Source organism: Caulobacter segnis ATCC 21756 (genome assembly GCF_000092285.1).
Classification (GTDB): domain Bacteria; phylum Pseudomonadota; class Alphaproteobacteria; order Caulobacterales; family Caulobacteraceae; genus Caulobacter; species Caulobacter segnis.
In genome coordinates, this window is sequence record NC_014100.1 from 2,856,447 (window position 1) to 2,874,510 (window position 18,064).

The 18,064-nt window shown below is 66.1% G+C and carries 17 protein-coding genes and 1 tRNA gene; 5 read left to right on the forward strand and 13 right to left on the reverse strand.

Annotation, left to right across the window (positions count from 1 at the left end):
- Nucleotides 1–195 precede the first annotated feature (195 nt).
- Genes CSEG_RS13060 through CSEG_RS13070 form a run of 3 tightly spaced genes read left to right on the forward strand, consistent with a single transcriptional unit; the run spans nt 196 to nt 3,641 of the window.
- Nucleotides 196–1,707 carry a circularly permuted type 2 ATP-grasp protein gene (locus tag CSEG_RS13060; protein WP_083778474.1) on the forward strand — a complete coding sequence of 504 codons (1,512 nt, stop codon included), beginning with the start codon at nt 196–198 and terminating at the stop codon, nt 1,705–1,707.
- Entirely contained in the window at nt 1,704–2,651 is a 948-nt protein-coding gene (locus CSEG_RS13065) for an alpha-E domain-containing protein (RefSeq protein WP_013079711.1), read from the forward strand. Before CSEG_RS13060 ends, CSEG_RS13065 begins: the two co-directional genes overlap by 4 nt.
- Before the next feature lie 12 nt (nt 2,652–2,663).
- Nucleotides 2,664–3,641, forward strand: a complete 978-nt coding sequence (locus CSEG_RS13070; RefSeq protein WP_013079712.1) for a transglutaminase family protein — start codon at nt 2,664–2,666, stop codon at nt 3,639–3,641.
- Nucleotides 3,642–3,671: 30 nt separating this feature from the next.
- On the opposite strand, the gene CSEG_RS13075 is transcribed toward CSEG_RS13070, so the two are convergent.
- The 6 genes from CSEG_RS13075 to CSEG_RS13100 form a co-directional block, all read right to left on the reverse strand.
- Entirely contained in the window at nt 3,672–4,016 is a 345-nt protein-coding gene (locus tag CSEG_RS13075) for a PilZ domain-containing protein (RefSeq protein ID WP_013079713.1), read from the reverse strand.
- Nucleotides 4,017–4,127: 111 nt separating this feature from the next.
- Nucleotides 4,128–5,147, reverse strand: a complete 1,020-nt coding sequence (locus tag CSEG_RS13080) for a sulfate/molybdate ABC transporter ATP-binding protein (RefSeq protein ID WP_013079714.1) — start codon at nt 5,145–5,147, stop codon at nt 4,128–4,130.
- A gap of 16 nt (nt 5,148–5,163) precedes the next feature.
- Nucleotides 5,164–6,024, reverse strand: a complete 861-nt coding sequence (cysW, locus tag CSEG_RS13085; RefSeq protein ID WP_013079715.1) for a sulfate ABC transporter permease subunit CysW — start codon at nt 6,022–6,024, stop codon at nt 5,164–5,166.
- Entirely contained in the window at nt 6,024–6,887 is an 864-nt protein-coding gene (gene cysT / locus CSEG_RS13090; protein WP_053463822.1) for a sulfate ABC transporter permease subunit CysT, read from the reverse strand. Before cysT ends, cysW begins: the two co-directional genes overlap by 1 nt.
- Before the next feature lie 175 nt (nt 6,888–7,062).
- A complete protein-coding gene (locus CSEG_RS13095; RefSeq protein ID WP_041538302.1) occupies nt 7,063–7,854 on the reverse strand; it encodes an LbetaH domain-containing protein in 792 nt (263 codons plus the stop codon).
- A gap of 98 nt (nt 7,855–7,952) precedes the next feature.
- Nucleotides 7,953–8,027 (reverse strand) — tRNA-Lys (locus CSEG_RS13100).
- Nucleotides 8,028–8,154: 127 nt separating this feature from the next.
- Here CSEG_RS13100 and CSEG_RS13105 point away from each other — a divergent pair.
- Nucleotides 8,155–8,847, forward strand: a complete 693-nt coding sequence (locus CSEG_RS13105; protein WP_013079718.1) for a hypothetical protein — start codon at nt 8,155–8,157, stop codon at nt 8,845–8,847.
- Nucleotides 8,848–8,853: 6 nt separating this feature from the next.
- Here CSEG_RS13105 and tgt read toward each other — a convergent pair whose 3' ends face one another.
- The gene (gene tgt, locus CSEG_RS13110; protein WP_013079719.1) at nt 8,854–9,969 is read right to left on the reverse strand and encodes a tRNA guanosine(34) transglycosylase Tgt; all 1,116 of its coding nucleotides are present in this window, start codon (nt 9,967–9,969) and stop codon (nt 8,854–8,856) included.
- Nucleotides 9,969–11,075, reverse strand: coding sequence for a tRNA preQ1(34) S-adenosylmethionine ribosyltransferase-isomerase QueA (queA, locus tag CSEG_RS13115; RefSeq protein ID WP_013079720.1), 1,107 nt, complete (start codon nt 11,073–11,075; stop codon nt 9,969–9,971). The genes tgt and queA overlap by 1 nt, the downstream gene beginning before the upstream one ends.
- 131 nt (nt 11,076–11,206) lie before the next feature.
- Here queA and CSEG_RS13120 point away from each other — a divergent pair, with 131 nt between their 5' ends.
- Complete coding sequence (locus CSEG_RS13120; protein WP_013079721.1) at nt 11,207–12,178, forward strand: endonuclease/exonuclease/phosphatase family protein; 972 nt, start codon at nt 11,207–11,209, stop codon at nt 12,176–12,178.
- Nucleotides 12,179–12,233: 55 nt separating this feature from the next.
- Here the strand turns inward: CSEG_RS13120 and CSEG_RS13125 are convergent, their stop codons facing one another.
- The 5 genes from CSEG_RS13125 to gyrA all read right to left on the reverse strand — a co-directional run bounded on the left by CSEG_RS13125 (nt 12,234) and on the right by gyrA (nt 17,983).
- Entirely contained in the window at nt 12,234–12,701 is a 468-nt protein-coding gene (locus CSEG_RS13125) for a peptidylprolyl isomerase (protein ID WP_013079722.1), read from the reverse strand.
- A 93-nt stretch (nt 12,702–12,794) separates the two neighbouring features.
- The gene (locus CSEG_RS13130; protein ID WP_013079723.1) at nt 12,795–13,634 is read right to left on the reverse strand and encodes a peptidylprolyl isomerase; all 840 of its coding nucleotides are present in this window, start codon (nt 13,632–13,634) and stop codon (nt 12,795–12,797) included.
- A gap of 1 nt (nt 13,635) precedes the next feature.
- A complete protein-coding gene (locus CSEG_RS13135) occupies nt 13,636–14,469 on the reverse strand; it encodes a peptidylprolyl isomerase (RefSeq protein ID WP_013079724.1) in 834 nt (277 codons plus the stop codon).
- A 238-nt stretch (nt 14,470–14,707) separates the two neighbouring features.
- A complete protein-coding gene (coaD, locus tag CSEG_RS13140) occupies nt 14,708–15,199 on the reverse strand; it encodes a pantetheine-phosphate adenylyltransferase (protein WP_013079725.1) in 492 nt (163 codons plus the stop codon).
- A gap of 27 nt (nt 15,200–15,226) precedes the next feature.
- Entirely contained in the window at nt 15,227–17,983 is a 2,757-nt protein-coding gene (gene gyrA / locus CSEG_RS13145) for a DNA gyrase subunit A (RefSeq protein ID WP_013079726.1), read from the reverse strand.
- Between the last annotated feature and the right edge of the window lie 81 nt (nt 17,984–18,064).

Consider the following 18,064-nt stretch of genomic DNA (forward strand, 5'->3'; position numbering starts at 1 on the left):
AGATCGTCCGCGAACGCCGCTTCCCAAAGCGACCACGAGGCGCCCAAATGCTAGGCAGTCGTGCGCAAAGGCTCGGCGCGCGCTGAATCCCTCGACCTTCATGGCCGCGACGCTCTAGAGTCCCTCCACGGACGCCTCGGCGCCACGAGCAAGACGAAGACGGTCTCAAGGCGAAAAATGGGCCTGGAAAAGAGCATGGCGGGGATGACCCAGACCTTGGCGGAAGCCCCAACCCTGCCGATGACGGAGGCCGCCTATCTTCCCGGCGTCGCCTACGACGAGATGTTCACCGCCGAAGGCGACGTTCGGACGCACTACGATCCGCTGCACGCCCGGATGTCGACTCTGGGCGCCGAAGAGTTGGCCGGACGTCAGCGCACGCTGGAACGGTCGTTCCTGCTGCAGGGCATCACCTTCACGGTCTACGGCGCTGAGAACACGACCGAACGGATCATCCCGACCGACCTTTTCCCCCGCATCATCCCCGCCGCCGAATGGGCAAGGATCGAAGCAGGCCTCACACAGCGCCTGCGCGCGCTGAACCTGTTCCTGGACGATATCTACGGCGACCAGCAGATCCTGATGGACGGGGTCGTGCCGCGCGAACTCGTGCTGGGCGCGCCCTCGTATCGCCGCGAGATGCAGCACCTCTATGTGCCGCACAAGGCCTACGCCAATGTCTGCGGCAGCGACCTGATCCGCTGCCAGGACGGCCAGTTCGCGGTGCTTGAGGACAATCTACGAGTCCCCTCCGGCGTGTCCTACATGCTGGCCAACCGGGACGCGGCCAAGCGGACCTTCCCGGGCACCTATCGCGCCGCCGGGGTGCGGCCGGTCGAGCGCTATCCCGACCTGCTGCTGGCCACGCTGAAGAGCATGACCGCCGACTGGCGCTCGAACCCGCAGGTCGTGGTGCTGACGCCCGGCGTCTACAACAGCGCCTATTACGAGCACGCCTATCTGGCCCGCCTGATGGGCGTGCCGCTGGTCGAGGGCCGCGACCTCGTGGTGCACGAGAACATGGTCTACATGCGCACCACGACCGGCCTGCGCCGCGTGGATGTGATCTATCGCCGGGTCGACGACGACTTCATCGATCCGCTGACCTTCCGGCGCGACTCCTCGCTCGGCGCTGCTGGCCTGTTCAACGCCTACCGCGCGGGCAACGTGGTGATCTGCAACGCGCCGGGCACCGGCGTCGCGGACGACAAGGCCGTCTATGCCTATGTCCCCGACATCATTCGATACTACCTGGGCGAGGACGCCATCCTGCCCAACATCGAGACCTTCCTGTGCCGCGAGCCGCGCCAGCTGCAGCACGTGCTGGCCAACCTCGACAAGCTGGTGGTCAAGGCGGTGGGCGCGTCGGGCGGCTACGGCATGCTGGTCGGTCCGCACGCCAGCCAAGCCGAGCGCGAGGCCTTCGCCGAGGCGATCAAGGCCGACCCGGAGAACTACATCGCCCAGCCGACCATCCAGCTATCGACCGCGCCGTGCCTGGTCGACGGCCGCATCGAGCCTCGCCACGTCGATCTTCGCCCTTTCATCCTGTCGGGTGAGAAGACGATCGTCACGCCGGGCGCCCTCACCCGCGTGGCGCTGAAGCGCGGCTCGCTGGTGGTCAATTCCAGCCAGGGCGGCGGCTCCAAGGACACCTGGGTGCTCGCCGACGATCAAGGCCCCGCCAACGGGAGCGCCCGTCCATGATGCTCGCGAGGGTGGCCGACAGCCTCTACTGGCTGGGCCGATACATCGAACGCGCCGAGCATCTTTCGCGCTTGTCCAGCGTGATGCTGAACGCGACGCTCGATCAGACCGACGCCGGCGCGCACGCGGTCTGGATCGCCATGGCCGCCGTCGGAGAACCGGGCGACGGCGCGGGCGTCGCGTCGTTCGAGGCGGCTCGGACGTTGGTGTTGGATCGCCAGGACCAGAACTCCGTCGTCTCGTCTCTGGCCCGCGCGCGCGAGAACGCCCGCCAGGTGCGCGACCAGATCACGACCGAGACATGGGAGCGGCTGAACCTGCTCTACCTGAAGGTCACCGACCCACGCGCGGGCAAGGAATTCTCGGACAGCTCGTCCACCTTCCTGCACGACGTGATCGCCGACCTGCACCTTTTCAAAGGCGCGGCAGACACCACGATGAGCCATGGCGAAAGCTGGCGGTTCATGATGCTGGGCATCTACATGGAGCGCGCCCAGCTGGTCTCGCGCCTCCTGGAGGTGTGCTTCGCTGACTCGCCGCGCCACGGACGGCTGGACGACCACGTGGCGCTGGTCAGCGTGCTGCGCATGGCCTGCGCGCTCGAGCCTTATCTGCGGGTCTACACGGCCGAGATCGAGCCCAGGCACATCCTGGAGTTCCTGGTCTTCGACGAGGACTTCCCCCGCTCCATCCGCTTCGCGACAGCCCAGATCGAGCAGCACCTGACGGCCCTGACCCGCAGCGTGTCCGCCGGTGAACGGGCCGGCCCCGAACGCCTGGCCGGCCGCCTGAAGGCGCGCCTGCAATATGCCGATGTCGACGAGCTGAAGGCCGTCGGCGCCGGACCGCTACTGACCACCGTGGTCAACGAGTGCGCCAGCATCCACGAAGCGATCTACGAAACGTTCGTGGCCTATCCGCTCGAAATGCGTCTGCCGGCCTAGGGGTTCACCGCCTTGTTGCTCGAAATCCGCCACGTCACCCAATACCACTACGAGCGCCCGGTGCGGGAAAGCCTGATGGAGCTGTGGATGCAGCCCCAGAAGACCGCGCGTCAGCGGCTGGTCAGCTTCGAGCTGGACCTTGAGCCCGCCGCCCAGGTGTTCTCCTACGCCGACAGCTTCGGCAACGCGGTCTATCACTTCGACGTCCCCCAACCCCACGACAAGCTGACCATCGTGGCGCGCTCGGCGGTCGAGACCGAACCGCCGGCCGAGCGCCCGGACCGCCTCGACATGGGCGAATGGGACCGGATGCGCAGCGAATTCGTGCGCGGCGAGTGCTTCGACTTCCTGCGGCCGCACGGCTTTGTCCAGACCACGGAAGCGCTACAGACGTTCGTCGACGAGCATGACCTCGAGGCCCTCAGGCGCAAGGATCCGTTGACCGCCGTGCGCACGCTGTCGGAGACCATCTACAACGCGTTCGAGTACCAGCCGGGCGTCACCGACGCCGACAGCCCCATTGATCTGGCGCTCAGCGCTGGCCGCGGGGTTTGCCAGGACTTCGCCCACATCATGCTGGCGGTGTGCCGCAACTGGGGCGTGCCGGCGCGCTATGTCTCGGGCTATCTGTTCACTGACCGAGACGCTGGCGATCGATCCGATCCCGACGCCACCCACGCCTGGGTGGAGGTGTTCCTGCCCAGCCTACGCTGGGTCGGCTTCGACCCGACCAACAACATGATGGCCGGCGAGCGGCACGTCGCGGTCGCCGTGGGCCGCGACTACGCCGATGTGACGCCCTCGCGCGGGGTCTACAAGGGTGATGCGGAAAGCCAGCTGGCGGTGGGGGTCAGTGTTCGCCGCGCCCGTGCGGCCATGGCCGAGCCGGAATTCCTGCGCATGGCGCGCCCGAACTTCGCCGGCGGCCGTCGTCGGCCGACCGCTGTCCGCGAGGACACCCACCAACAGCAGCAGCAACAGCAGCAATAGGCGCGGCGGCGTTTCGGCCGCCGCTGAGCGTCAGGCTGGAAGCGTGGCCGCAAAGCGCCTGGCGATGTCCAGCGCGCCCGCGGCGCCGCCAGCGCGCGGACCGATGCGGCCAGTTTCCAGGAACTGCACACCCGCCTCGACGGACGAGCGCCAGACGACCTCGGCCAGGTGCACGCGCCGACCACCGGCGTCCACGAAGATGAACCGGTCCGGAGGCGGCGTGATTCCGGCCGTCGACAGGCGCGCGCCGCGCTCGGCGATATCGAGCAGCGAGCACTTCCACGAGCGCGGATCATCGACGATGTAGATTTTGCGCGCCGCTGGCATCCGAGGATGCGCGCGACGCTCCGCGCCCGAGGGCTCGACCATGGACATACGACCTTCAAACTCCTGCCGAGTCGGCGAGAGATTGTACCGTAAGCCTTGATAATTCGTCTGCCGCCAGCGGAGCGTTCACCAAACCGGGTTTTGCAGCGATCAGCTGACCTAGGCGGCGTAGACGTGGGCCTTGCGAGCGGCGACACGCACAGCGCCCTGGAAACGCGCGGCCTCGGCGCGCGAGGCGCTGATCTCGATCCGGCGACCGTCGAGGGTCGTCGCGTTCACGGTCGTCAGAGCGCCTTGGATGTGAGCGCGGTCCACACGCACCTCGAAACCGGCGTCGTCGAGCACGAAGTCGTGCGGGCGAACATAGGCCGTCGCCGCGCCATCGGGGACGCCCGACGCCGGCAGCGCCAATGCGCCTGCGCTGAACCGGCCGCTGCTGACCTCTCCCGCGAAGCTGTTGGCTTCGCCCACGAAGCCGCAGACGAAGGCCGAGGCCGGTTGATCGTGCACCTGGTCGGGCGTCCCGATCTGCTCGATACTTCCCCGATTCAGGATCGCGACCCGGTCGGCCAGTTCAAGGGCCTCTTCCTGGTCGTGGGTGACGAAAATGGTGGTTACGCCCGTGGCGTCGTGCACGCGGCGCAGCTCGCGGCGCAGCGACTTTCGGACCGTGGCGTCCAAGGCGCCGAACGGCTCGTCGAGCAGCAGCACGCTAGGCTGGACCGCCAGGGCGCGGGACAGAGCAACGCGCTGGCGCTGGCCTCCCGACAACTGAGACGGATAGCGTTGGCCCAGGCCCTCGAGTTCGACCAGCTTCAAGAGGTCCTCAACTCGCTTGGCGATCTCGATCTTGGAGGGCTTGTCCTTGCCCTTCCGCACGTCCAGGCCGAACGCGATGTTCTTGGCCACCGTCATGTGCTTGAACAGCGCGTACTGCTGAAACACGAAGCCCACGCGGCGCGCCGCGGCCGAGGCGTAGGTGACATCCTCGCCATGGAACAGCACCTGGCCTTCGTCAGGAAACTCCAGGCCCGCGATCGTGCGCAGCAGCGTCGTCTTGCCCGAGCCCGACGGCCCCAGCAGCGCCAGCAGTTCGCCATCGGCGATCTCGAGGTCGACCTTGTTCAGCGCCGGATACCGACCGAACTTCTTTTCGACGGAGCGGATGGAAATGGTCATGAGCCGTTCAGTCCGTTCAGTGTCCGCCACGCCCGGCGCGAACGTCGGGCTGGGCGACTTCGAGCGCCGTCTTCAAAACGAGGGTCACCACCGCCAGCAGGCAGAGAAGAGCCGCGACCGCGAAGGCGCCGACGAAGTCGTATTCGTTGTAGAGGATCTCGACGTGCAGCGGCATGGTGTTGGTCAGGCCCCGGATGTGGCCGCTGACGACCGACACCGCGCCGAACTCGCCCATGGCGCGGGCGTTGCACAGCAGAACGCCGTACAGCAGGCCCCAGCGAACGTTCGGGGCGGTGACCCGCCAGAAGGTATAGAGGCCGCCCGCTCCCATCGAGACCGCAGCCTCTTCCTCGCTGTTCCCCTGCTCCTGCATCAGCGGGATCAGTTCGCGGGCCACGAAGGGGAACGTTACGAAAATGGTGGCCAGCACGATACCCGGCACGGCGAAAATGATCTTCAGGTCGTTGTCGAGCAGCCACTCGCCCATCCAGCCCTGCAGACCGAAGACCAGCACGTAGATCAGACCCGCGACGACCGGCGAGACCGAGAACGGCAGGTCGATCAGGGTGATCAGGAACGGCTTGCCCCAGAAGTCATGTTTGGCGACGGCCCAAGATGCGCACAGGCCGAAGATTGCGTTGAACGGCACGGCGATGGCGGCGGTGATCAGGGTCAGCTTCACGGCCGCCAGGGCGTCGGCGTTGGTGACCGCTGCCAGGGCCGCATCCAGGCCTTTGCGCAGAGCCTCCGCGAACACCGCGATCAGGGGCAGGATCAAGACGAGCGCCAGGAACGCCATCACGGTCCCGATAACCAGGGCCTTGGCCCAGGCCGGATCTTCGGTGGCGCCGCGATGGCGCCGAGCAACGGCGCTCATCAGGCGAACCTCCGCGACCAGGCTTGAATGGCGTTGATGATCAGCAGCATCGTGAACGAGACCGCCAGCATGACGACGGCGATCGTGGCGGCCCGGGCGTACTCGAACTGCTCCAGCTGGATGATGATCAGCAGCGGCGCGATCTCGGACTTGTAGGGCATGTTGCCGGCGATGAAGATCACCGAGCCGTATTCGCCGACCCCCCGCGCGAAGGCCAGGGCGAAGCCCGTGAGCCACGCGGGCGCCAGGGCCGGCAGGACGATGCGGAGAATGGTGTCGAACCGGCTCGCGCCAAGGCTGGCGGCGGCTTCCTCGACGTCCTCGGCGGCGTCACGCAGCACCGGCTCGATCGTGCGGACAACAAACGGCAGGCCGATAAAGATCAGCGCGATGGTCACACCGATCGGGTTGTAGGCGGCCTTGATGCCCAGCGGCGTCAGGAACTGCCCGACCCACCCGTTGGGCGAATAGAGCGTGGCCAGGGCGATGCCGGCCACGGCGGTGGGAAGGGCGAAGGGCAGATCGACCAGGGCGTTGACGACCGTCTTGCCGGGGAAGTCGTAGCGGACCAAGGCCCAGGCGGTCAGCACGCCAAAAATTCCATTGACCAGCGCCGCTACGAACGCCGCGCCGAATGTCAGGCGATAAGCCGCCATGGCGCGCTGAGACGTCGCGACCGTCCAGAACTCCGCAGGAGATTGCTGAGCGGCCTTCAGTACGACGGCCGAGAGCGGGATCAGCACGATCAGCGACAGGACCGTCAGCGTCACGCCCATGGTGAGGCCAAAGCCTGGGATAGCCGAGCGGCGGCGAAACAGCGGTCGCTTGGCCGGCGGCCGGCGCTCGGCGGTGTCGGCGGTCATCGTCTGATCGTCGTCCAGGGTCCGGGCTCGCCACATGGCTCTAGGTTACGGCTGAACGCGCCAGGTCCGCACACGGTCCCGGCGGCGTCGTGAAAACTGAGCCGCTTAAATCTCTACCACGACCATGGGGCAAACGAGAAAAGGCGGATGGGGTGTGGAGAAAAACTGGCTTCGCCTATGCGAGCGCCCAGCAATCAGCAAGCCAGTAGGAACTCGTCGCCCCGAAGGCCTGAGCGATATAGCTATGGACTGCGGGTGGCGCTTGATCGATCGGCCTGACGGCGTCGCCGTCTAAGAACCCCTGGATCGTTATAGAATTCCCTTCATTCCGCAGCACGAACCTGGGCCGGAGCTGGCGATAGACATGCGGCCGCGCGTCGTCGGCGGCAATCTCCTGCAACCGCTCCTTGTTCGCCATCAGATAGGCTATGTCGAAATCCCACCATCGTGCGAAGGGCCTTCGAGAACGCAGTTTGCGGGCAGGAACGCCTGCATAAACGCCCAGCGCCTCGGCGTCGCGCGTCAGAACGGCAGACGCGCCGAGCACGACCCCGTCACCAACCGTTCTGCCACTGAGAACTTGTGCGTAGGCCGACAGTACGACGCCGCTTCCAATCGAGAACGGCGTCAGGACCTCCAGACCTTGGTTTTCAAAGACGCCGTCCAATATCGGCATGCCCGTGAAAGAGATGTTCACCGGCTGATCGTTGGCGTGCTCGCCGCGCATTTGAATGAACGCCGACGCGTGCATCTCACAGAACCTGCCGATCTCACCGAGTTTGCCAACTTCGCCGGAGGGAACGAGCTTGATATTCTGGATGCAGGCTAACGAACCGGCGCCGACATCAACATAGGCGCCGGGCGAAAGGTAGAAGCGTATATCATAGTGACCCAAGAAGGTCTTGATACGCATCCAGGCCGACGCATCGGCAGGAATGTCGAGTACAATGGGGGCTGACCAGTTCATCGACTAACCATTCAATCTGGATGCGGGACAATACCGCTCCAGCGAATGCGCCGCTAGCAACTAGTCTATTAGAAATAAATCTCGAGATGTTTCGAGAGTGGTAGGCCGGCTGGGACTCGAACCCAGGACCATTCGATTAAAAGTCGAATGCTCTACCACTGAGCTACCGGCCCGCTCACGATCCGGCGGGGACCGGTGGAAGCGGCGCGGACCATAGTCGGGGGTCGTCCCACCCGCAAGCACGGTTTCGCCGTTTTTCCCGCCCAGAGTGGTAAAGCTGTGAGCGGGTTAGGGTGAGTCATGCGTAAAACCTTGCTTTTAGTGGCCTTTCTGGCTGTGGCGGCGGCTGGCGGCGCTTCGGCGGCTCAGCAGAATACGCCCGCCCCTGACGCGGACCAGCGCGTCAAATCCACGTCAGAAGCCAACAAGGACGGAATCACCGGCGCCATGACCGCGCCTCTCCGGGACGTGAACGTCATCCGCACAAAAATCCCCCGCGTCCTGCTGGAAGCAATGGATGATCCGTACAGGCGGCCGGGCTTGGCCGATTGCGCGACCCTGGTCGCACAGGTCAATTTGCTGGATGCGGCTCTCGGCGATGACCTCGACCGTGTTCCCGCCGACGAAAATGAGGACCTGATGGATCGTGGCCGCAAGGCCGCCGGCTCGGCGGCCCTCGGCGCCATGGCCAGCGCCGCGCAGGACATCATTCCGTTCCGAGGCTGGGTGCGCAAGCTGACGGGCGCCGAACGGCACGACAGGCTCGTGCAGAGCGCCGTGGCCTCAGGCGCCGTTCGCCGGGCCTATCTGAAGGGGCTGGGAGAGTCGCGAGGCTGCAATCCGCCGGCGACGCCGCAGCACCGGCCGCCGGCTCCGCCGCCCGTCGTCGATCCCGGCATGCCGCCGCCGCCCGATCCCTATGGCCCGCGCAAGCCGCGCTTCCCGATCCACAAGGAGGAAGCGCCGACCGTGCCGAAGGGGCCCGCATCCTAGGTCCTGCTACTGGGCCAGGTGTCGGGCGGCGAAGTCTCGGCGGAACTGCTCGAAGCGACCTTGGGCGATGGCCTCACGCATCGCGGCCGTGAGCGCCTGGAAGAAGGCGATGTTATGCCAGGACAGCAGCACCTGGCCCAGGATCTCCTCGGCCTTGAAGAGGTGGCGCAGATAGGCTTTGGAGTAGTCACGGCTAGCCGGGCAGTCGCTGGTCGGGTCCAGCGGCGTGTCATCCTCGGCGTACTTGGCGTTCTTCAGATTGATCGGCCCGTCCCAGGTCCAGGCCTGGCCATGACGGCCCGAGCGAGTCGGCAGGACGCAGTCGAACATATCGACGCCCCGCGCCACCGCCTCGACCAGGTCGATCGGCTTGCCTACGCCCATCAGATAGCGCGGTCGATCTTCGGGCAGCAGGCCCGGCGCGTAGTCCAGGACCTCGCACATCGCCGTGTGCCCCTCGCCGACAGCGAGGCCGCCGATCGCGTAGCCGTCGAAGCCGATTTCCCGCAGCTTCTCGGAGGATTCTCGGCGCAGGTTCTCGAAGGTCGAGCCCTGCTGGATGCCGAACAGGGCCTGGCTATCCCGCGTCCCAAAAGCGTCCTTGGATCGCTTGGCCCAACGGGCGGAGAGCTCCATGCCTTTGCGCGCCCTCGCCTCCTCGGCCGGCCAGGCGACGCACTCGTCCAGTTGCATGACGATGTCGCTGCCCAGGAGGTCGGCCTGGATCTCGATTGAGCGCTCGGGCGTCAGCACGTGCTTGGAGCCGTCGACGTGGCTGGAGAAGGTCACCGCGTCCTCAGTCAGCTTGCTGATCCCCGATAGCGACATGACCTGGAAGCCGCCGCTGTCGGTCAGGATCGGCTTGTCCCAGCGCATAAACTTGTGCAGCCCGCCCAGCCGCGCCACTCGCTCCGCGGAAGGCCGCAGCATCAGGTGATAGGTGTTGCCCAGGATGATGTCCGCGCCGGTGTCCTTGACCTGGTCGACGGTCATCGCCTTGACCGTCGCGGCCGTGCCCACAGGCATGAACGCTGGCGTGCGGATGTCGCCGCGCGGCGTCTTGAGCACGCCGGTGCGGGCCTTGCCGTCTGTGGCCTTGATCTCAAAAGGAAACGCGGCCATCAGCGGCTCTCGGGCTCGGCGCGGAACAGCAGGCTGCCGTCGCCATAGGAATAAAAGCGATAGCCCGTCGATATGGCGTGCTCATAGGCCGCGCGCATCGTCTCGCGTCCGGCGAAAGCGCTGACCAGCATGAACAGCGTCGACTTGGGCAGGTGGAAGTTGGTCATCAGAATGTCGGCCGCGCGGAAGCGGTAGCCGGGCGTGATGAAGATCGCGGTCTCGTCGGCGAAGGGCTTCACAACGCCATCCTCGCCGGTGGCGCTCTCCAGCAGGCGCAGGCTGGTGGTGCCGACGCAGATGATCCGGCCGCCGGCGGCGCGAGCGGCGTTGAGCGCGTCGGCGACTTCGCGCGTCACCTGGCCATACTCGGCGTGCATCTTGTGCTCGGAGACGTCGTCCGTCTTGACCGGCAGGAAGGTCCCGGCTCCGACATGCAGGGTCACGAAGTGGGTGGAAACCCCCTTGGCCTTCAAAGCCTCCAGCAGCGATGGCGTGAAGTGCAGCCCGGCGGTCGGGGCGGCGACCGATCCGTCCTCTCGCGCGTAGACGGTCTGGTAGTCGGCGCGATCGCGCTCGTCCTCGCCCCGCTTGGCGGCGATGTAGGGCGGCAGCGGCATGTCGCCGTGCCGAGCGATGCCAACATCCAGATCCGGCCCCGAGAGATCGAAAGCGAGGACCACTTCGCCGCCCTCATGCTTCTCCGCCACCGTGGCGTCCAAGCGATCGAGCGCGCAGGCGCGATCGTCGCGGCCGCCGAACGCGACGCGGTCGCCGACCTTCAGCCGCTTGCCTGGGCGCATGAAGGCGCTCCAGCGATCTGGCGTGAGACGGCGGTGCAGGGTCGCCTCGACCGCGACGGGCGTGCCGTCCGCGCCGCCCGTCGTGCGCCCCTCGCGTAGGCCAGACAGGCGAGCGGGGATCACGCGGGTGTCGTTGAAGACCATGGCGTCGCCCGGTTGCAGGAAGTCGGGCAGTTCGCGGACGACGTGGTCGGCCAGAGGCTGGCCTGGGCGCACGACCAGCAGACGCGCGGCGTCCCGCGGCTCGGCCGGGCGCAGGGCGATGCGGTCCTCGGGGAGGTCGAAGTCGAAATCGGAAAGGTGCATGGGCGCGCTTCAAGCGCACGATGGGCCGCGAAGGTCAAGAGTCGGGCGTCCGGCGGGCAAGACGCCGCGCGGCGTCAGCGCCCCCAAACACACACGCGCCAACCGTGATTTCTCCATGCTAACAGCGACGCATGCGCTTGATCGTTCACCTTCTGAGTCTTCTGGTCCGCGGCACCGCCCTGATGCTGGGCCTGGTGGGCTCCATGCTCGCCTTGGCGAGCCTAGGGGGGGCGATCAGCCCTAAGCTCGACGCCCTCACCCATATCACGCCCGTTTGGTTGGCTATGGGCGTCGGCGCCGTTGCTTTGGGAGGTCTCTTCGCTCGCGAGACCGAACGATGGGTCATGGTCGCGTTGGGCGTCCTGGCGATCAGCGCCAGCGGCGTTATTATGCTTCCCGAATTGCGGCAGGCTTGGCGCTTCAAGCCCGAAGCCGTGGCGGCAGGCGATCTGAAAGTCATTCAGTTCAACGCCTGGCACGAGAACTACGCCCCCGAACAGAGCTTGAAATGGCTGCTGGCGCAGCAAGCCGACATCATTGTCATGGCGGAAGGTGGGGGCGCGGCTTGGCGGATCAATAGAGGCCTGCGGGCCGCCTATCCCTTCGTGTCCTGCAAGTCCGGGCGTTGCGAGCCTTGGATCTTCTCCCGGAAGAAGGTGATCGCCTCGGGCGCGGTTCAGAAGGGCCTGCCGGGCGCGTGGGCGACCATCGAGGATCGTGAGGGCCCCTTTACAGTCCTTGGGGCCCACTATGTCTGGCCTGTGCCGGCGGGACGCCAGCAAGCGCAGTCGGCGATGCTGGTGAAGGCCGCGTCGCAGTTCGACCGGCGCACTCTCATCGTAACCGGCGACTTCAACTCGACGCCCTGGTCCTTCACTCTAAAACACCAGGACAAGGCGTTAGGCCTCGAGCGATGGAGTCGGGCGCTGCCGTCCTGGCCCTCGGGCCAGTTCTCACGCGTCGCGGCGGCGCCCGCCCCGTTCCTGCCGATCGATCATGTCTATGCCGGCTCAGCCTGGCGCGCGGTCAAGGTCGAGCGCGGCCCGGCCATCGGCTCTGACCACCGCCCCATCATCGTGACCTTCCGGCGTCAGCCGAAATGAAAACGGCTCCGGACGCGTGGTCCGGAGCCGCAAACCGCGCCATGGCGCAAAAGGATCAGGCGTCGGCGGCGATCTTGGCGCTGACGATCTTGCCCGGCTCCTTCGGCGGCTCGCCCTTCGGCAAGGCGTCAACGTTCTCCATGCCCTCGGTCACCTGGCCCCAAACCGTGTACTGACCGTCCAGGAAGGTGGCGTCGTCGAACACGATGAAGAACTGGCTGTTGGCCGAGTTCGGGTCGGGCGTGCGGGCCATCGAGCAGACGCCGCGCACGTGCGGCTCCTTGTTGAATTCGGCCTTCAGGTCCGGCTTGTCCGAACCGCCGCGGCCCGTGCCCGACGGATCGCCGCCCTGGGCCATGAAGCCCGGGATCACGCGGTGGAAGACAACGCCGTCGTAGAAGCCCTCGCGAACCAGCTCCTTGATCCGCTCGACGTGGCCAGGCGCCAGGTCGGGACGCAGCTGGATGGTGACCGGACCGGTCTCAAGCGTCAGGATCAGGGTGTTTTCGAGGTCGGCCGACATGGTCTTCCCTTGTGTGGCGAGTGATGCGACCGCGCTTCTAGCGCGGTTCAGGGCGCCCTGTGAACCAAGTCTTCGCGTGAAAACCGCTGAAGCTCAGCGAACTTCGGCCGGCAAATCGATGTCGCAGACGGAAAAGTCCGCGCCTTTCAACGCTCGAAGACGCTGGGTTTCAGCGGCGAGCCACGGTCCTTTTGGGTCAATAAGCCGCACCTTGGGGCGCTCGTTCTCGGGAATATCGGACAGCAGCCGAACCTTCAGCATCTGATCTTGCGGCGCCGGAACCGGCTCGCCGGTCTTGATCGCACGCACGACGTCCAGTCCGCTTACGACGCGACCAAAGGCGGTGTAGCGCTTGTCCAGCGACGGATAGGGCTGGCGCATCAGGAAGAACTGGCTGTTGGCCGAGTTGTTGTCGTCGTCGCGCGCCATGCCGACCACGCCAGGACAATAGGTCCCCCAGGCCGCGACCTTGTGGTCGCTGGTCATCTCGCTCCAGCTCCAGGCCTGACTGACGACGGGCAGAGACTTCAAATAGCCGACCTCCAGGCCGGCCGGCGCGGCCATCGTGACGAACGGCGTATCGGCGGCGCGGCGAAAGGTGAACTCGGCCTTGAGGTTAGGCTTGTCGGTTCCGCCCTCGCCCGTGTTGGTCGGATCCCCTGTCTGAGCCATGAACCGGTCAATGACTCGAAAGAAGGTGCGCCCGTCATAGACGCCGGCGCGGGTCAGCTCCTGCAGGCGGGCGACATGGTTGGGCGCGACCTCGGGGGTCAACTCCACAAACACCCGCCCCTTGTTGGTGTCGATCACCAGGACCGTGTCGGCGGCCGGCGTGCGCCAGTCCTGTTCTGACGGCTTGCTCGCCGCCGCCATCGCGGCGCTCGCGGTGACCGAGATAACCAGACAGGGCAGCAGCGCACGAGACAGCGTCATGTCATTTCACCTGAACGGGGACGTCGAGATCGCAATTGGTGAAGCCGCCGCCCATCTCCGCCTGACGCTTGGTCACCAAAGCCTTGAAGGCGGCTGACCGAGTGTCCATCACCCGAACGGTCGGACGCTTGTCCGCCGGCAGGTCGGCCAGAAGCTTGACGCTCAGCATCTTGTCCTGCGGGTCAGGGACAGGCTCGCCCGTCTTGATGGCGCGGACGACGTCGAGGCCCTGCAACACGCGGCCGAAGGCGGTGTAGGTCTTGTCCAGCGAGGCGTTGGCCTGCCGCATGAAGAAGAACTGACTGTTGGCGCTGTCGGGATCACCGGCGCGCGCCATGCCCAACACGCCGGGACAGAAGTTGCCCCAGGTCGAGACCTTGCGGTCAGCGGTCATCACGGCAAGGGCCGAGTTCTGGCTCGTCACCGGCAAGGCGTCGACCCAGCCAGATTCGTTGCTGCCGACCTTGAAGCCGGCGCCCAGCGGCAGGTCGCCCCCACGACGAAAGTTGAACTCGGCGGTGAGGTTAGGCTGGTCGGAACCGCCTATGCCAGTGTTCTGCGGGTCGCCCGTCTGCGCCATGAAGTCGCTGATCACGCGGAAGAAGGTCAGGCCGTCGTAGAAGCCGCTCTTCACCAGCCCACGCACGCGCTCGACATGGTTGGGGGCCGCCTGCGGATAGAGCTCGGCGATGATCCGGCCCTTGTTGGTCTCCACCACGATGACGTTGTTCGGGTCAGGCGTGCGCCAGTCCGAGGCGGTCTGGGCCGAAGCCGTCTGAGCGGAAGCCGTCATTGCGGCGAGCGCCAGGGCGGCGGCGGTCATGGCGAGCTTCATCGATTACCCCGAACAGAATAGGTCATGGCCGGCGTAGAACGACACGGCCTCCCCGACAAGTGCGACGGACCTTGAACCGCAGGATTCCGGCCGCTTCGGGGCGGACGCCGAGCGGGAGCGCGTTCCCGAGAGATCCGAGCGATACCCGACCACCGCCAAGGACTCGGCCGCCCTCCGCGCTAGATCAGGCCAATCACGGGCAGGAAGCTCGGTTCCGCGCGCTCCCGCTCCAAGCCGCCTACCCTCGCCCGACCTTGATCAGCAACTGCTCGGCGACGCCGGCGGGGACAAACTTGGAGATGTCACCGCCTAGAGCGGCGATCTCCTTGACTAGCCGCGAGGCGATGGCCTGGTGACGCGGGTCGGCCATCAGGAAGACGGTCTCGATCTCGCGATCCAGCTGCTGGTTCATCGCCGTCATCTGGAACTCGTACTCGAAGTCGGCGACGGCGCGCAGGCCGCGCACGATCATCTGAGCATTCACGTCTCGAGCGAAGTGCATCAGAAGGCTCTCGAACGGCTTCACCTCGATCTGGGCGATCTTGGTCAGATGCGCCGTCTCGCGCTCGAGGATGGCGACCCGCTCATCCAGCGAGAACAACGGTCCCTTGCCGATGTTAACGGCGACGCCGATCACCAGCTTGTCGACCAGCTTCACGGCCCGCCCGATAATATCGAGGTGACCATTGGTGACCGGATCGAAAGTCCCGGGATAAAGCCCGACCCGCATGCAACCCCCTACGCTACGGGGTGAGGGTTACAGGGTCTCTTCCGCCCCGCTGTCCTCGCCCTGGTTATCGTCGCCGCCGGAATCGGCGAGACGTTCGACGCTGACGACGTGCTCGTCCTGCGCGGTGCGGAAGATGGTTACGCCCTGAGTATTCCGCGCTGCAACACGAATTTGCGAAACAGGAACGCGGATCAGCTGGCCTTGATCCGTCACGAGCAGGATTTGGTCGCTCTCATCGATCGGGAACGAGCCAACCAAACGGCCGCCTCGCTTGCTCAGATCCTGAGCCGCGAGGCCCTGACCGCCCCGGCCCGTACGACGGAAGTCGTAGGCGCTGGTGCGCTTGCCGAAGCCTTCGGACGACACCGTCAGGAGGATTTCCTCGGCAGCGCCCAATTCAGCGATGCGTTCTGGGGACAGAGTCGTCTCGTCAGCGTCTTCTTCGCCTTCCTCCGCCGCGACGGGGGCGTCGTCGCCCTCTTCGCCAGCGGCGCGCAGCATCGCGCGCTGGTGCTTGAGGTAGGCGGCGCGTTCGGCCGGGGTTGCGTCGACGCTGCGCAGCACGGCCATCGAGATGACCTCGTCGCCTTCGGCCAGGCGGACGCCGCGCACGCCGGTGGAATCGCGGCTGGCGAACACACGCACCTCGTCGACCGAGAAGCGGATGCAGCGGCCCGCCGCCGTGGTCAGCAGCACGTCCTGATCGGCGTTGCAGACCGCCACGCCGACGATGCCATCGCCTTCATCCAGCTTCATGGCGATCTTGCCGTTGCGGCGGACGTCCACGAAGTCGGAGAGCTTGTTGCGACGCACGCTGCCCGAGCGGGTGGCGAACATCACGTCCAGGCCGCTCCAGGTCGCCTCGTCTTCCGGCAAGGCCAGGATCGAGGTGATGGTCTCGCCGGATTCGATCGGCAGCAGGTTCACGAACGCCTTGCCGCGCGAGTTGGCGACGCCCAAGGGCAGACGCCACACCTTCATCTTGTAGACCTTGCCGCCCGAAGTGAAGAACAGCAGCGGAGCGTGGGTCGAGGCCGAGAACACGCGGGTGACGGCGTCCTCGTTCTTGGTCGCCATGCCCGACTTGCCCTTCCCGCCCCGGTGCTGGGTGCGGTAGTTGGCCAGCGGCGTGCGCTTGACGTAGCCGCCCATGGTGACGGTGATGACCATGTCCTCGCGGACGATCAGGTCCTCGTCTTCCATGTCGGCGTCGCCGTCGACGATCTGGCAGCGGCGCGGAACGGCGAATTTCTCGCGGACCTCGACCAGTTCCTCGCGAACCACGGCCATGATGTTGGCGCGGTCGGACAGAAGCTCCAGATAGCCACGGATCGCGTCGGCCAGGGTCTCGGCCTCGTTGCCGATTTCCTCACGGCCCAGGCCGGTCAGGCGCGACAGGGTCAGGGCCAAGATGGCGCGCGCCTGCTCGTCGGTGAGGCGGATCAGGCCGCCCTCTTCCTGGATTGTGCGCGGGTCGGCGATCAGCTCGACCAGCGGCAGCATGTCGCCGGCCGGCCAGGACTTGGCCACCAGGCGCTCGCGGGCTTCCGTCGGATCCTTCGACGAGCGGATGATGTGGATGAACTCGTCGATGTTGGCGACGGCGATGGTCAGACCGACCAGCACGTGGCCGCGGTCGCGGGCCTTGCCCAGCTCGAACTTGGTGCGGCGGACGACGACTTCCTCGCGGAACTCGACGAACAGCTGCAGCAGCTTGTGCAGGCCCATCTGCTCGGGACGACCGCGGTTCAGGGCCAGCATGTTGACGCCGAACGAGCTTTGCAGCGCCGTGAAGCGATAGAGCTGGTTCAGGATCACCTCGCCCGAGGCGTCGCGCTTCAGCTCGATGACGATGCGCATGCCGTCGCGGTTGGACTCGTCGCGGATGTCGGCGATGCCCTCGAGCTTCTTGTCACGGACCAGCTCGGCGATGTGCTCGACCAGATTGGCCTTGTTCACCTGATACGGGATCTCGGTGACGATGATGGCCTCGCGGCCGGCCCGCAGATCTTCGACGCTGGCCACGCCGCGCATGATCACCGAGCCGCGGCCGGTCAGCAGCGCCTGACGCGGCCCAGCGCGGCCGATGATCTCGCCACCGGTGGGGAAGTCCGGTCCCGGCACCAGGTCCAGCAGCTGGTCGGTGGTGATCTCGGGCTCGTCGATCAGCAGCAGGCAGGCGTCGATGACTTCGCCGAGGTTGTGCGGCGGAATGTTGGTCGCCATGCCGACGGCGATGCCGCCCGCGCCGTTGACCAGCAGGTTCGGAATCCGGGCCGGCAGAACGGTGGGTTCCTGCTCCTTGCCGTCGTAGTTGTCGACGAAGTCGACCGTGTCCTTGTCGAGGTCGGCCAGCAGCGCCATGGCGGGCGGCGCCATGCGGCACTCGGTGTAGCGCATGGCCGCGGGCATATCGCCATCGACCGAACCGAAGTTGCCTTGCCCGTCGATCAGCACCAGACCCATTGAGAAGGGCTGGGTCATGCGGACCAGGGTGAAGTAGATCGAGGCGTCGCCGTGCGGGTGATACTTACCCATGACGTCACCGACCACGCGGGCCGATTTGACGTAGGGACGCTCCGGCGTCTGCCCCTGCTCATGCATCGAGAACAGCACCCGGCGGTGCACGGGCTTGAGACCGTCGCGCGCGTCCGGCAGGGCGCGGCTGACGATCACGCTCATCGCGTAGTCGAGATAGGAGCGGCGGAGTTCGTCCTCGATGTTGATCGGGGCGATATCCCCGCGGGAACCGTCAGCGGGGATCGTGGTGTGTTCGTCGCTCAAGGGGATTTTTCGCCGTCAGAATCGGACACGGAACTGTCGGAAACTGTTAGCATTCCGACAGGGCGGACGCCACCTTTACGG

Bases quoted from the DNA above. Each gene is read 5' to 3' on its own strand.
- cysW (WP_013079715.1), bottom strand. From the start codon at position 6,024: ATGAGCGCCGTTGCTCGGCGCCATCGCGGCGCCACCGAAGATCCGGCC.
- cysT (WP_053463822.1), bottom strand. From the start codon at position 6,887: ATGACCGCCGACACCGCCGAGCGCCGGCCGCCGGCCAAGCGACCGCTG.
- CSEG_RS13065 (WP_013079711.1), top strand. From the start codon at position 1,704: ATGATGCTCGCGAGGGTGGCCGACAGCCTCTACTGGCTGGGCCGATAC.
- CSEG_RS13125 (WP_013079722.1), bottom strand. From the start codon at position 12,701: ATGTCGGCCGACCTCGAAAACACCCTGATCCTGACGCTTGAGACCGGT.
- CSEG_RS13135 (WP_013079724.1), bottom strand. From the start codon at position 14,469: ATGAAGCTCGCCATGACCGCCGCCGCCCTGGCGCTCGCCGCAATGACG.
- CSEG_RS13095 (WP_041538302.1), bottom strand. From the start codon at position 7,854: ATGAACTGGTCAGCCCCCATTGTACTCGACATTCCTGCCGATGCGTCG.
- queA (WP_013079720.1), bottom strand. From the start codon at position 11,075: ATGCACCTTTCCGATTTCGACTTCGACCTCCCCGAGGACCGCATCGCC.
- CSEG_RS13080 (WP_013079714.1), bottom strand. From the start codon at position 5,147: ATGACCATTTCCATCCGCTCCGTCGAAAAGAAGTTCGGTCGGTATCCG.
- CSEG_RS13105 (WP_013079718.1), top strand. From the start codon at position 8,155: ATGCGTAAAACCTTGCTTTTAGTGGCCTTTCTGGCTGTGGCGGCGGCT.
- coaD (WP_013079725.1), bottom strand. From the start codon at position 15,199: ATGCGGGTCGGGCTTTATCCCGGGACTTTCGATCCGGTCACCAATGGT.
- CSEG_RS13120 (WP_013079721.1), top strand. From the start codon at position 11,207: ATGCGCTTGATCGTTCACCTTCTGAGTCTTCTGGTCCGCGGCACCGCC.
- CSEG_RS13075 (WP_013079713.1), bottom strand. From the start codon at position 4,016: ATGTCCATGGTCGAGCCCTCGGGCGCGGAGCGTCGCGCGCATCCTCGG.
- tgt (WP_013079719.1), bottom strand. From the start codon at position 9,969: ATGGCCGCGTTTCCTTTTGAGATCAAGGCCACAGACGGCAAGGCCCGC.
- CSEG_RS13060 (WP_083778474.1), top strand. From the start codon at position 196: ATGGCGGGGATGACCCAGACCTTGGCGGAAGCCCCAACCCTGCCGATG.
- CSEG_RS13130 (WP_013079723.1), bottom strand. From the start codon at position 13,634: ATGACGCTGTCTCGTGCGCTGCTGCCCTGTCTGGTTATCTCGGTCACC.